The following is a 13,835-nucleotide window of genomic DNA, read 5'->3' as shown; positions in this document are numbered from 1 at the left end:
CGCGGGGTACCGCACATACGCTCACGCCTCCGCCCCCGCCCGTCCACGAAGGCCCGGACCTTGACTCCGGGGCGCCCTAGCGCACGCAACGGACGTGTCCCTGAACCCAGACCGGCTCAGAAGCAGTCGGGGGTTAACTGCCAGTGCCGCAAGGATGGACGGGGGTGATCGGAGAACCCATCCGATCACCGGCCGGGCCCGTTTCGAGCTTGGGCGGCCCCCAATCTCCGAGGGACATGAGCCGGGCGACATCTCAGGGCCAGCACGCGTCGTCGGCCGGCGGACCAGCGGGACGTTCAGCATCCACCAGCGGCGTCCGGCATGCTCCGGGTGCCGTTCTTCGCGATTCGCTGACACGCAGAGGTGTGGCTGATACACCTCAGCACGAGATTGAGGAGGTAGACGTGACCGCATATAGCTTCGGTGCCCGGTGGGTCGGCGTCGTCGCGTTCCGCTCCTCTCCTTCGCTGGTGCCTGAGCCGCTACACAAGATGGCCGAGCGTCTGCATGCCCGCGCGGGCGACCGGTCGATCGTGCTCGGCGACGGCCGATCCCTGCCGGCCTCGACGATGCTGAAGGTGCTGCCCAGGATCCGGACGCGGTACCTGCTCGCAGGCGACGCCGCGCGGGCCGCCGAATGTCTTCAGGTCGAACGAGCGGTGCGCGGTGGTGGTCAACCACGCCTGCGCGAGTGGCTGATCCGCGAGCTACCTGAGCCCCCCAGGAAGCAGTCGCTCACCGGCTCCCGCAAACAAGCTCCACCCGGGGCACTGACGCGTTCACCGCAGCCGCAAGCGACCCGACGCGTGCTCAAGTCTGGGCAGCCGACGCTGCGACGGCCAATACCACCATCCGATCCGCGTATCTCCGGGCCGCGCCCCCCTCAGGCACCGGCCCGAAGCCATAGGCGGCGACCGCCGGTGGAGATCCGCGACACCGGGTGGCGCGAGTCCTATCCTCACGCGCCCGAGTCGCCGTGGCTGCCAGAGTTGCCACCGAGTCTCGAATCGGCTCTGCGGGAGTGCGGACTCGAACTCGATGCCCCCGCGCGCCAATGGCTGCGATGGGCGTCGCTCCACACCAGCTACGTCCACGAGTCGGTCCCCGACGAGCGGCTCAGTCCAGGAGCCCTGCGCATCCTGCAAACACTCGGCCGCAACTGGATGCGCCTGGCGATGGTCGAGTACGTGCCCACACTCCGGGCCGACTTCGCCTCCAACGCCGAGCTCTCCCACATCCTCGCCCAGGACGCCCGTGCTCGACACGGGATTGCTAACTGGTTGCGGCAGCACGGCGGCGGCTGGTACGGGCGGGGCGAACGGGTCGCCGCCGAAGCGGGCACGAGCCGCAGTGCCGGGGACGTCGCCATGCAGATCGTGGGCGCACTCTCAATGGTGACGGCCTCCACGGCCCCAGCGACAGCGCTTCTGCGTGCATCCGACTTCCGCGCCAGCGAACCCGAGCCGGACTGGGGAGCCCTCGTACGAGCGGCAACCCAAACCGACCCACGAGTGAGTCGCAGCGAAGCCGGCCCTGACCACCTGCGGACCTTCACAGTGACGGTCACCGCCGGCGGCCAGATGGCGTCGGGCACCGCCAGGTCAGCAAAGGCGGCGCGGATGACGGCACTGCGAGCCTGGGTCACCGAGCATGCCCCGCACCTGATTCCCGCGGCACGGCCCCCAGCGTCCGCGGCCGCAGCCCCGCAGCTCTACCCAACCTGCCCCGCTGCCCATCTCGAGGCCGTCCAGTGGGCGATGTCTGCCTTCGAGACGGACGCGCCCGGCCTGTTCACGCAGGCACTCACCCACCGGTCCTGGGCGTACGACAACCGGGCAGCAGTCGAGCGGTCGGATCAACGCGACTACGGCGTACTGGCGACCGAGGGCTCCGAGCTCGTCCGCACCCTGGTCCACCACCACCACGCGCTGATCGCGCTCAGCTCCCCTGCCACCGTGCCGATGGCCGACCTGACCGCGACCGTCGTCACCGAAGCCAAGCTGGCCGACCTCTTCGACCACCTCGGCCTCACCGACGCCGTGCTCCGCTCCCGCGGCATGGGGGTCTCAACCGAGGTGAAGTCCGATGTCATCCAGGCGCTCGCGGCCGCCGCGTGGCGGGCTCAACCGGGCCGACTGGCACATCGGCAATTCGCCCAACTCGAGGACTGGGTGCGCTCCTTCGTTCCCCGCCGCGATCCCACCACCATGCTTCAGGAATACGGCGCCACGCACCGGGTCGAGTTCGTCTACGAGTTCCGCAGCCGAGGCGCGGAGCACCAACGACAGTTCCAGGCACAGGTGACCCTCGCGAATGACCCGTCGGCGGTGCTGGCCGGCGGGTGGTGCACCTCCAAGACCGCCGCCAAACACGCCGCCGCCGGTCGGCTGCTCCGGCTGCTTTCGGGCGAACAGGTCGCGGAGCTGTCGACGGAGGAGACCGACGTGCTCCGCGCCTGTCTCCGCGCTGAACTGCGCGCAGTGACACCGGAAGGCCCGACAGCCGATCGCGACCTGCTCGCTGGGCGCATGGGCCTGGACCGGCTGATCTCGGGCGACTACTCCAGCTTCGGTCAGTGGGCCACCGCCCGTTCCCGCGTGCTGAGCGGCAGCGCGTCAGGCGTGCTCACCCGGGTCGGCGACTATTACACCGCCGCGCTCACCCACCTGCGGCGGCAACAGATCCGCAGATTGATCAAGTCCCTGCTTCCTCGACTCCACCCGCATGACGACCCAGCCCACATGGCCGCCATCAGCGCCTGGCTGGCCGGCCCCGGCGTTGCGCGCCTGGCGCTGATCGAGGACCTGCTCGGGGCGGTGGTCTGGCAGCGAAACGCCCCCGACGCCGCCATCGCCTTCGTGCAGCAACAGACCGCCGTCATCGCCTCGACAAGCGGTTCGAGCGCCGAAAGCACCCTGACAACCGGCCAGAACGGAAAGACGCTGACCATTCGCGTCGCCGAACGTGACCTGTCCTCCGCGGTCGCCCCGCTGGTCGACACCGTCGAGGCGGTCGTGTCCGGCACCTCCTGGGTGCGCGAAGGCGACACCGTCGCCCTGACGCTCTCCACCCCGCCCAGGGCGCAGGACCCCATCGCGACCAGAGCCTTTCATGCGCTGGAATCCTCCTGGACCGATCCCTGGCTGAGCGAGGCTCGACACGCGCTCAGCGAGTTACTCGGAGCTGCAGACGCGACCGCCACGAACGCCAGGACCACCACGACTGACGACTCCGCGGTGGCGACCGCCCTTCTGGGGGTCGACGCAGCACTGCGGTCGACCTGACGTTCGCCCTGCTCGCGCGGAATCGACCGTCACGTGGTCAGCTCGCCCCGGCACGCAGCTCAACCGGCACGTGATGGGTGGGGACGTCCGAGCCGTGCCCGACGCCGCCTGACCGTCCCGCCGCAGCGGCGTTGACAGCAGCTTCACAACTTCAGAGCGGAACGGCTGAAGACCGGGTTGCCTATGCCGCGCCCGGACCCGAAGCAGTCGCAGTGATCCCGCGCAGGATGTCGATGATGCCGTCGACCTCGGCGTCGGGAAACAAATAGTCCGGTCCGGTCGGGGCGTGGTCGATGTACGGGGACTCGTAGAGGCGGGCAGGTTCCATCGCACCGTTGACAGTGAGCTCGTCAACGATGAGGCTGACGAACCGAACCTGATCGACCGAGAACTTGCTCTCATCCAGGTATGCACCGAACGCCTCGAGCGCGGCAGAGCGGTCGAGACCCACCAGGGAGCGAATGAAAGGCCCGAGGTCACCGGCGCGCTCGTTTACCCAAGCCAGGTCAACGAGTTGGTCACCGGCGGACGCGACCAGCATGTCGCTCAGAGCCGCCAAGTCGTCCTCAGTCAGCTGCTTGTTGCGGCGCAGCCGCTGCAAAGCCATGTGGTCCTGGTGTTCGTGCAAGTACGCCTGCGCCTTGGCGCGGAACCGGTCCCAGTTCATGCCGGTGGTGACCTGCGGCAGCTCGACCGGGGTGGCGTCGCCGAGGGTGTCCTCGAAGTCGGTGTAGACCGGGCTCTGCTGGGTCTTCTCGACGAACCGGACGAGGCCGCGTAGCCGGAGCCGCATCACCTCGAGCATCGGCAGGGTGACGTCGACCCACCACTCGTCGCCGGCGACCTCCTCAAGAAGCACCAGCTGTTCGGCCACCGAGGGGATGGTCTTCTTCGGTAGCAGGGCTGCGGCGATGGCCTGTACGGTCTCACGGATCCGCTCCGCGGCGACCGCGTCGCCGTCGAGCTGGGCCAGCTGTCTGCGCAGGACGAGGAGGTCGAACCGCTTCGCTTGCTCGTCGGGGTCGCGGACCGTCGACGGAAGTCCGGACAGGTGGTCGAGGATTTCGGCGGCGTCGCCCTGGGAGAGCTCGTCCCAGCGATCGCGGTCGGACCAGGTCTCGACCTGGCGGCGGTGCGCGCGAACCAGGAAGTTGTCGAGGTTCATGCCGGTCACGACCTCGTGCAACCAGCCAGCTGTCGACTCCCGCAGGTCGGGTGCGGCACCCGCTGTGTGCAGGGCGGTGACGAGCCCGAGGCGAGCCTCGAAGAGTCGCTGGGTTAGGGATTTCTGCGACGACCCCTCGGTCCCTGGCAGGTCCTGGCTGAAGAACTCGAGGTTGCCGCAGAAGTCGAAGACGAAGAAGTCCTTCTTGTCCTCCCCGGGCCCGAAGATGTCCGGGCGCAGGCGGGTGCCGCGGCCGATCATCTGCCAGAACTTCGACTTCGAGCGCACCATCTTGAAGAAGACGAGGTTCAACACTTCGGGGACGTCGATGCCGGTGTCGAGCATGTCGACGCTGATCGCGATGTGTGGCGACTTCTCGGATTGGGAGAACGCGTCGATGAGGCTCTGCGCGTACGGAGCGGCGTGGGTGATGACGCGGGCGAACTCGCCGCCGTACTCGGGGTGCTGGATGTTGAAGCGTTGCTCGATGAACTCGGCGTGCCGTTGGTTCTTGGCGAAGATGATGGTCTTGCCGAGCCGGTCGCCGCCAGCGACTTTGTGCCCTTCGGTCATCAGCGTGGCAAGGACTTTGTCGACGGTGTCCTCGTTGAACAGGAACCGGTTGAGCTCTTCGGAGTCGACTGCGTCCGGTGGCCCGTCGTCGCCCCAGTCGAGGGCGTCCCACTCGTCCTTCTCCTGCTCGCTCAGTTCGGCGTAGGTGATGCCCTGGCGTAGGAACTTGGTGCCGACCGAGACACCGAAGGGCGGGACGAGGTAGTTGTCCTCGACCGCCTGTTCGAGGTCGTAGGCGTCGGTGGGGATGCCGTCCTCGAGGTGGAAGAGCCGGTAGGTGTTGTGGTCGACCTCGTCCTTCGGCGTCGCCGTCAGGCCGACGAGGTGGGCGTCGAACCAGTCGAAGATGGCCTTGTACTTCTGGTACACCGACCGGTGGGCCTCGTCGATGACGATGAGGTCGAAGTTGCCGGGGCCGAACCGGCGGGTGCCGTTCTCGACGTTGTTGATGAGGTTCAGCATTGTCGGGTAGGTGGAGACGTAGACGCGGCCGTCGGTGGCCTTCTCGGTCACCAGGTTGACCGTGGTCGCGCCGGGCAGGTGGGTCTTGAAGGCGTTGACGGCCTGGTTGACCAGCGCGGTGCGGTCGGCGAGGAACAGGACCCGCTTGACCCAGTTGGCCTTCATCAGCTGGTCGGTCAGCGCGATCACGGTCCGTGTCTTGCCCGAGCCGGTGGCCATTACCAACAAGGCCTCGCGCTGCTTGGCATCGAACGCCGCGCCCACGGCCTTGATCGCTCGGGTTTGGTAGTAGCGCTCCACGATCGAGGCGTCCACGGCCGCGCCCACCAGCGGGAGGCGGGTCTGGCGGCGCTGGACCAGCAGCTCCAGCTCGTCGCGGGTGTAGAACCCCTGCACCTCACGCGGTGGGTAGCCAGCGGCGTCGTCCCAGATCCAGTGCCCGTAGCCGTTGCTGTAGAAAATCACCGGGCGGCGACCGAACTGCTTCTCGAGGCAGTCGGCGTACAGCTTGGCCTGCTGCTGGCCCACCTGCGGACTCTTGGTGGTGCGCTTGGCCTCCACCACCGCCAACGGCAGCCCGTCGGCGCCCCACAGCACGTAGTCGACGAACCCCTTGCCCTCGTTGTTAGGCATTCCGGCCACCGGGTACTCGCGGTCGCGGTCCTGGTCCAGGGGCCACCCGGCCTCGGCGAGCAGGACGTCGATGATCAGGCGTCGGGTCTCGGCCTCGGAGTAGTCGTGGTCGTCGACGGCCTTCTGGCTGGTCGCCTGGGCGGCCTTGATCTGTGCCTGCAGTGCCGCGATCTCGGCCTCGTGCTTTGCGACCAGCGCTTCATTCTCGGCCCGCGCCTTGGCGATCGCGTCGTCCTGTGCCTTGAACTTCGCGGCCAGCGCTTTCAGCTCGGTGCCGCTGAGTGGTGCCTGCTGCGGGGCCAGAGCAGGGTTGAACTGCGCCTGCGTCGGCACCTGGTCGCGTGCCGGCGAGTGGTGGAAGCCCGCCCAGACCATGACGTGGAACAGTTGGCGCAGCGCGTCCAACGCAACCCCAGGAGCGATCGGCTGCTGCTGGTGCACCGCGGTGTTGCCGAGCTTGCGGAGCAGGTTCAACTTGGCAACGATCCCCGCACCGGCACGCTGCTTGAACCCGGCGTCGTTCATGCGGGCGGCCAGGTCATCGGTGTAGGGCAGCGGCAGCTCCCACAGGTCGTACAGATAGCCGACCACGCCCTCCACCGCCCGGCGCGCGTAGAAGCACGCCGAGCGCGGGTCGTTGGCCAGATACGACTCCGCCTTCGCGCAGTCGCCGTGGACGGCGGGCAACGCGGCCTTGACGAAGTCGAAGCTGGAGCTCACGCGGCCATCTTGCCGAAGTAGGAGCGGAATGGCCCGTGAATGGCAACCGTCCGCGCCGGACCTGTGGATCGCTGCGAGTCAGTCATCGGCCAGCTCGGGCTTCCACTTTTCGATCTCCGACGTTGCATAGGGCCGCCAGAGAACCTCGTATGCCGAGGCAGCGTCGCTGGGCTTTCCGGTATCGCGGTCGAAGCCGCCGGTGTAACTCGCGACCCAACCGAGCACCTCGAGCTCCGGGATCGTACGGATGGCGTAATCCATACCGCGCTGGGCGATGAACGCCTCGTACGTCGAGGGCGACTCTGCCTGGGCGATCTCTCTGTTGGTCACTACTTCGGCAAGGAAGTCTGTCGTGCCCTGTTCATGCGCGATGTCGGCGATGATTTCCTTGACCTGGCTCTTGTAGGCCCTGCTGGAGAAGTCGAAGCTCGACTTGGTGACGATCCAGTACTGGCTCAGCGCGGCCGGGGTCTGGTTCTCGTCGATGGTCACGACCTTGTACGCGGGCCCGGCGTAGGAGTAAGGCGCGGCAGCGGGAGCCTCTGGGGCGGCTGACTCCGTCGTCGGCTGCTCGGTGGGCTGCTCGGTGGGTTGCTCGGTGGGCTGCTCGGTGGGAGCCGCGCTCGGCTCAGAGGTCTCGGAGGACTTCTCGCTGGCAGCAGTCGGCTGAGGCTGCTCAGACGCATCGTCTCCGCCTACGACGGCGACGGCGACGGCGATGCCGACAATGACCAGCACCGCCAGGAGGCCACCGAGACCGCTCACGAGGATCTTCTGCGTCCTCGGCTCGAAGCGCCGGAAGACCGCGTAACCCTGGGCGAGGTATGCCCCGAATCCCTTCGGTTTGACCTTGCGGAAGCTGAGCTCTGTACGCAGGGTGCCTGGCCGTTCCTCCATGAGTTCCCAGCCCTGGTTCTGCCACTTGGTCTTGGTGGCGCCCTCTCGCCCGCGGATCGCCTTCACCGTCATGAATTGGTAGCGGACGCCATCGCCGCTGGTATAGCGCCCGGTGGGCCCCCATTCCGGGGCGCGCGTCGGGGTCGGTTCCTCAGTCACTCGCGCACCCTAGACGTCGATACCTCGGGATCAAGTGCGGAACCTGCATTCAGTCGTCTTGCTCGCTCAGATCGAAGTGCTCGGCCAGCCGCTTCAAGGTGTACTCCTGACGGAGCTTGCAGGCACTGTGCTGGCTGGCGAACATGCCTGGCTCGCGGAACGCCTCGTCGGCTGGACGAGCCTCGACCCACCGCACCGGAACCACCCACTCGGCGAGTTCGTCGGTCTCGAGTTCTCCGTCGGGCGCGTGGCGGTACGGCGCGTTCAACTGCTGCTCGGCGAGCGGCGCCCACGCGCCGTCGATCAGGATCTGCGCCTGATCGAACCGAGCTGCCGGGGCGAAGGTCTCCCCCACGGCGACGTAGCCTTGACCCGGGATGTAGACGTTGACCCTGGCACCGGTCGGCAGTCCTCGCAGCGTTTGGGAGTACCAGGCGCCTCCGCCTGCCGAGATGAATCCGAGGCGGCGCCCGTCCTCCCAGGAACGCTCGTCGTCGTCACCGAAGTTGACGTACCAGTCGCGGCCGTTCCAATCGGCCCGCTTCGACTTCTTACCGGGGGCCTTGGTCGTGGACTCCTCCTGCGAGGCGTGCCACGACCTCGCCAGGTACCTGCGGCCATCGTCCTCGAGATAGGAGAAGAAGACGGCGTTGATCGGGACGCCGAACTCACGCAGGTAGTCGACGATCCGTTCCGAGCTGTTGTCCAGATTCGTGGCGACCACAGTGAGGTTGAGGTCGCCGTTGATCTCGTCCGGCGGCGCCTGCCCGAACACCGCCTCGAAGGCCGCCTCGAACGGCTGGGACAGGTGCTGCTCAGCCTGCTCGATCACCTCGTCGCGTGTGAGGGTCTTCAGCCAGGAGCCGTAGTCGAGCACCTGAGCGATCACGTCGCGCGGCGTCTTGTCCTTCTTGAGCTCCAGGACATGGAGGTTGCCGTCGGCGTCGACGGCGAGCAGGTCGATGTACTTGTTGTACGGCGTGCGCACCTGCCGGCCGATCACGAGCAGCCGATCCCCCAGCATCGAAGGATCCTTCTCGAGGAAGTCCTCCAGGGTCTTCTCGTCGGGCAACAAGGCGCTCGTCAACGGCTTCGGATCGCCTTGGTCGATGCGCCACATCCTCATCTCGACCGGCATGTCACAGATTCCCTCGGAATGCGCGGGACTGGAGGGACGCGAACAGCTGGTCGTCCTTAGAGGCAGCACGCATTACCCGCTGCTGCTGCTGCGCGATCGCAGATACTGACACCGCGAAGGCCCTTTGGGCTTCGATCCCCGGTCGGGGCACCGGCATCGACTTGATGATGCCCATGTTCAACCCGTCCATGATCGACCCCTTGGTCTGACGCCGCAGGTGCGCCCGCGCCTCTGGGTGCCACAGGAACACTGCTCGGAGGAACTCGGGATCGACCCGGTTGGGGTCCGGCGTGACCGCACAGATGTGCTTGGTGTTGATCGCGGTTGGAATCGCGTCAGGGACGACGACGCACCGTCCGGTCGTCCCCATGATGCTGATGAGGACGTCCCCGGGATGAACGGTGTACCGAGCCAGCTTCGCGTACTTCTCCTCAGTGATGTACCGGCGGCTAGCCCACCGGAACTGATTGCCGACAACGTTGTCGAGCCCGAGCACGGCCACTCCCTCGTCCACGAACTCGCTGTGGAGTAACTGGCTTCCGAACGGACCAGTGCGTATGGATCCCTTCACGGGAAGGGCCACCTCGTCCACCGTGGTGGAAGCGGGGACATCGGCGAACTGGCTCTGGAACTTCGACTGGGCAAGAGCGTCGAGACGGGTGAGGACCTTGCGACGCTTCGCGCGAACGGCGTCGGCGTGGTCGAGGATCGCTGCAATGCGGCGCTGCTCCGCAAGGGGCGGCGTCGGCATATCCACAGCCCCGAATGCGGCCTCGACAGACAGATTCTTGATGGTCGCTCCACGCACGAACGGCGCGATTTCGTTCAAGAATCGCCGAGTCCTAAGGAAGTGGAAGGCGTAACCGGCATCTGTCCTTGCGGGGTCGACACGAAGAACCCGTACGAAGTTCGTAGCGACAGTCGGCACCTCCGGATCTTCTGGCAAGAAAGCCGCGTTTCCGCAGTTACCGGAAGTGGTTAGCAGAATGTCTCTGGCTCGCACCCTAGCCTTACTCAACTCGCGAGTGGTGAACCCGCGCATCGGCAGGTCCGCCCAAGCCACGGATCCAGTGGTGCCGACATCACCGTTGCGGATCGCACGGGCGTCGAAGTCCGCCTCTCCGGGATCTGCCCCCCAGTACCCGCCGAAGCGAACAGGAAAGACGTCCACTAGGGCCGTCATGCCAGCATCGCCTTCAGTTCAGCGATCCCCTGCACGATCTCGTGTTCCAAGGTTTCGATCTCGTCGAGAATCACCAGCGGCGTCCGGTGCTCGACCTCGTCGTGGACGACTTCCCTGTAGCGGTTCACAGACAAGTCGTAGCCTTGCGCGACGATGTCGGTCTTGGAGACAAAGAAGGACTGCTCCGTGCGGGTGCGCTCGCGCTCCGCGTCGAGGTTCTTCCACCGGCTCAACACCTCGGGGAGGTCGTTGGCCTCGACTGGGTTCCGCTTGTCATCGAGCGAGAACCCATCGGCCTGGACGTCGTAGAACCAGACGTCCTCCGTGCCACCGGAGTTGGTCTTGGTGAAGAACAGAATCGCGGTGGAGACACCGGCGTACGGCCTGAATACCCCCGACGGGAGCTTCACAACCGCATCGAGCTTCTGGTCCTCTACGAGGGCCTGTCGCAGATCCTTATGGGCCTTCGACGAGCCGAACAGCACACCATCGGGCACGATGACGGCCGCCCGACCACCGGGCTTGAGCAGTCGCAGGAAGAGCGCGAGGAACAGCAGCTCGGTCTTCTTAGTCTTGGCGACACGCTGGAGGTCCTTGGCGGTGGACTCGTAGTCGAGCGAGCCCGCGAACGGCGGGTTCGCAAGGATCAGCGTGTACTTCTCGGCATCTTCCGAGGCCCCCTCCGATAGGGAGTCGCGGTAGCGGATGTCGGGCGACTCGATGCCGTGCAGCAGCATGTTCATCGAGCCAATGCGCAGCATCACGTTGTCGAAGTCGTAGCCGTGGAACATCGACTTGTGGAAGTGCTGGCGTTGGGCCGCGTCGGTCAGTGTGCCCGGGTGCTCACGACGAACAAACTCCGAGGCGGCGACCAGGAAGCCGGCCGTGCCGCACGCCGGGTCACAGATCTCGTCGTCCGGTTGCGGTGCCGTCATGGCCACCATCAGCTCGATGATGTGGCGAGGGGTGCGGAACTGGCCGTTAGTGCCGGCGGTGGCGATCTTGCTGAGCATGTACTCGTACAGGTCGCCGTTGGTGTCCCGGTCGTCCATCGGGATGTCGTCGAGCGCGTCCACGACCTTCGACAGGAGCGCCGGGGTCGGGATGGTGAACCGGGCGTCCTTCATGTGGTCCGAGTACGTGGAGTTGTCGCCGCCGACCTGCGCGCCGTACTTCTGCAGGAAGGGGAACACCTCCGTGGCGACGGTCTTGTACATGACGTCGGAGTCGGTGTTCTTGAAGCGGCTCCAGCGCAGGTGATCCTGACCGGGTAGGAACTTGGGTTCCTCGATGACGCCTCCGGTGACTCGCGCCTTCTTCTCGGCGCGCGTCTGCAGGTCGTCGAGGCGCCGCAGGAACAGCAGGTAGGTGATCTGCTCAATGACCTCCAGCGGGTTGCTGATGCCGCCGGACCAGAACGAGTCCCAGATGCGGTCGATCTTGCTCTTCAGGTCTCCGGTGATCACGGGCGCACTCTAGGTGAGACCTTCGACGCGCGCGGACAGACACGAGAGCCGCCCCGACTGATGTCGGAGCGGCTCTCGTCCAAGAGGGCTGGCTCTTAGCGGGGTGACCCACCGGAACCGGCGATTCTGCGAAGATCCTTCGCTCAATTCTGCGAAGGCCTCCCAATCGGCGCGAGGTGAATCGAACCCGCGTCCCCGCCGACGTCGATTGAGACGCCACCGTCTCGCAAAGAGGCAGCGGTGATCGGAGTTCATATCCGATCACCCTCAGACGCCCGCCGCCGCCGGCGGACTCTCTCATCGCGGCCGGCAACTGGGTTCGCTCCTCGACCGGCCGGCCGCCCACGGATGGCCCGCCGTCTCCGCCCCGGCCGCGGTGGGCCATCAACGCAAACCACGCTTTCCGGTCAGTCCGCACTAGGGCGACGCAGGTCATCGGCCATCTCTTCCGCCGACTCAAGGGCGTCGCTCCACAGTGCCTCGCGCTGCGCCTCGGCTTCAGCGAGAACGGCGGCGAGATCCAGCCCTGCATAGGTCGCCGCGAGCAGCAGGGTCGCGATCGCCGACGCGCACCAATTCAGGTCGTCGATCGAGGGGTCGAGGGGCCGCGGCGCCAACTCACGCCCGTCATAGTCGTCAACAGCAGACATCGCCTCGTGTCCGCGATCGATCATCTGCGCCAGGAACACCTGGCGCTCGAGCTCTATGTCGGTCCGGTCGGCTAGCTGCTCACGACCACGGACGTCGAGCTCCCAGTAGAACCAAGCACGGGGGTACGGCATGGCGCTGCTCCTTCACAGACATCCGGCTCGGTCGAGCCGGCGCGGCTGGGTCAAGGAGCGAAGCGGGCCCGTCGGTGAGGGGCGGATGTCGCGGAGGTGCCCATGGAGCCCACCATAGGTCAGCGCCGAGACGTAATAGCTGCGCTGCGGCTCGTCGCGACGGCGTGGGTGACGTCGGCGCCGTGGGGCGGCGTCAGTGTCCGGGGCTGTGTCCGGTCGCGCTCAATCGGCTGCGGAGGCCGTCGGCGGGTCGGGGATCGAGGGGCCGGCGTCGCCCCAGTCGTGATAGCAGCGCGAGGCGCGGCGGCCGGAGCGACAGGGGCACGGCTGCTTGCGGTCGACGATCCGGTGGTCGCGCCAGTAACGGTCCGGTGAGATGCGGCCGGCCCGGGTGACGAGGCCGACGTCGTCGGTGAGCCGGATCATGGCGTCGAGCGTCGTGGTAAGCAGCGCCGCGGACCGGTCGAGCATCCGGTTGATGGCGGTCTGGATGGTGCGGACACTCTCGCTGCCGGTCGCGGAGACCAGTTCCAGGGGCATGCCGGCGAGCAGCCACATCGTGTGGGTGCCGCTGTCATGGCCGAGGGCCGGGGAGGAGAAGGCGAGGAAGTTGCCGATCGAGGGATGCACAGCGTTGCACAGCCACTGGTAGTCCCGTTGCCAGTCGGCGCCGTAGAAGCGGGTGAGCCGGTCGATGGCACTGAGCACGTTGGAGCGCTGGACCCGGCCGTAGGCCTCCTGCAGGTCGGGGACGCGGTCGGTGAACTTCGCGCCGACCAGCGCTTGGTTGAGGCCCTCCAGGAGGTCGTCACGGTGGTGGCGGGCCTGCGGGGTGTCGGGGCCCGGACGGCCGGAGCGCTTGGCGGTGTCCCAAGCAGTGGCGATCTTCCGAGCGTCCGTATGCAGCTGGGCGGCGGTCTCGGCGAGCGACCGGACGCAGGCGGCAGCCGGAATGGTCTGACTGGTGTCACGAAGGCTCGAACCGGCATCGACCAGCTGGCGGGCGCGCCAGGCGTTGAGAAGCACCCAGGCAGCAAGGGATTGATGCACCTCGACGTAAGGGAAACGCCAGGGTGTGTCGGGGCCGTCGTCGTTGGTCGGCGCGACCCAGGCGACAGCCCCTCCGTCGGGCGTCCGGCTCGCGACGTAGGACCAGTGCTCGCCCGGCTGTTGGACTCCCCGCAGCCGAGAGTCCAGTTCCTTCTCGGAGTGGGCCTGCAGAGGCCGGAGCCGGATCAAGGTGGTGAAGGCGGCGGGCCCTGCGTCCACTCGGTTTAGCAGATCGCCCAACGCTGACGCGCCGTCCGCGACTGGACCTGTCACGTCGGAGGACGGCGCGTCGTGCGTTCTAGCCACGCGTCGCTGCAACGCAA

Annotated in this window: 8 protein-coding genes; 1 reads left to right on the top strand and 7 read right to left on the bottom strand. The window is 66.8% G+C overall.

Features of this window, described 5'->3' with window-relative positions:
* The first annotated feature begins 404 nt into the window (after positions 1-404).
* Positions 405-3,284: a putative dsRNA-binding protein gene (locus AB0N29_RS01750; RefSeq protein ID WP_364863616.1), complete on the top strand. Its 2,880-nt coding sequence runs from the start codon at positions 405-407 to the stop codon at positions 3,282-3,284.
* 181 nt (positions 3,285-3,465) lie between these two features.
* Here the strand turns inward: AB0N29_RS01750 and AB0N29_RS01745 are convergent, their stop codons facing one another.
* The 7 genes from AB0N29_RS01745 to AB0N29_RS01715 form a co-directional block, all read right to left on the bottom strand.
* The gene (locus AB0N29_RS01745; RefSeq protein ID WP_364863614.1) at positions 3,466-6,837 is read right to left on the bottom strand and encodes a DEAD/DEAH box helicase family protein; all 3,372 of its coding nucleotides are present in this window, start codon (positions 6,835-6,837) and stop codon (positions 3,466-3,468) included.
* A 78-nt stretch (positions 6,838-6,915) separates the two neighbouring features.
* A complete protein-coding gene (locus tag AB0N29_RS01740) occupies positions 6,916-7,893 on the bottom strand; it encodes a PT domain-containing protein (protein ID WP_364863612.1) in 978 nt (325 codons plus the stop codon).
* A 49-nt stretch (positions 7,894-7,942) separates the two neighbouring features.
* Positions 7,943-9,031 (bottom strand): hypothetical protein, encoded by a 1,089-nt coding sequence (locus AB0N29_RS01735; RefSeq protein WP_364863610.1) that lies wholly within the window; start codon positions 9,029-9,031, stop codon positions 7,943-7,945.
* Position 9,032: 1 nt separating this feature from the next.
* A complete protein-coding gene (locus tag AB0N29_RS01730; RefSeq protein ID WP_364863608.1) occupies positions 9,033-10,214 on the bottom strand; it encodes a restriction endonuclease subunit S in 1,182 nt (393 codons plus the stop codon).
* Positions 10,211-11,680: a class I SAM-dependent DNA methyltransferase gene (locus tag AB0N29_RS01725; RefSeq protein WP_364863606.1), complete on the bottom strand. Its 1,470-nt coding sequence runs from the start codon at positions 11,678-11,680 to the stop codon at positions 10,211-10,213. Before AB0N29_RS01725 ends, AB0N29_RS01730 begins: the two co-directional genes overlap by 4 nt.
* A 407-nt stretch (positions 11,681-12,087) precedes the next feature.
* On the bottom strand, positions 12,088-12,462 hold the full coding sequence (locus AB0N29_RS01720; protein ID WP_364863604.1) for a hypothetical protein: 375 nt from the start codon (positions 12,460-12,462) through the stop codon (positions 12,088-12,090).
* Between the two features lie 222 nt (positions 12,463-12,684).
* Complete coding sequence (locus AB0N29_RS01715) at positions 12,685-13,731, bottom strand: hypothetical protein (protein ID WP_364863602.1); 1,047 nt, start codon at positions 13,729-13,731, stop codon at positions 12,685-12,687.
* Positions 13,732-13,835 lie beyond the last annotated feature (104 nt).

It is taken from the genome of Nocardioides sp. NPDC092400, assembly GCF_040684155.1.
GTDB lineage: Bacteria > Actinomycetota > Actinomycetes > Propionibacteriales > Nocardioidaceae > Nocardioides.
Note: the sequence above shows the minus strand (reverse complement) of the source record. Positions and strands in the feature narration are given on the sequence as shown.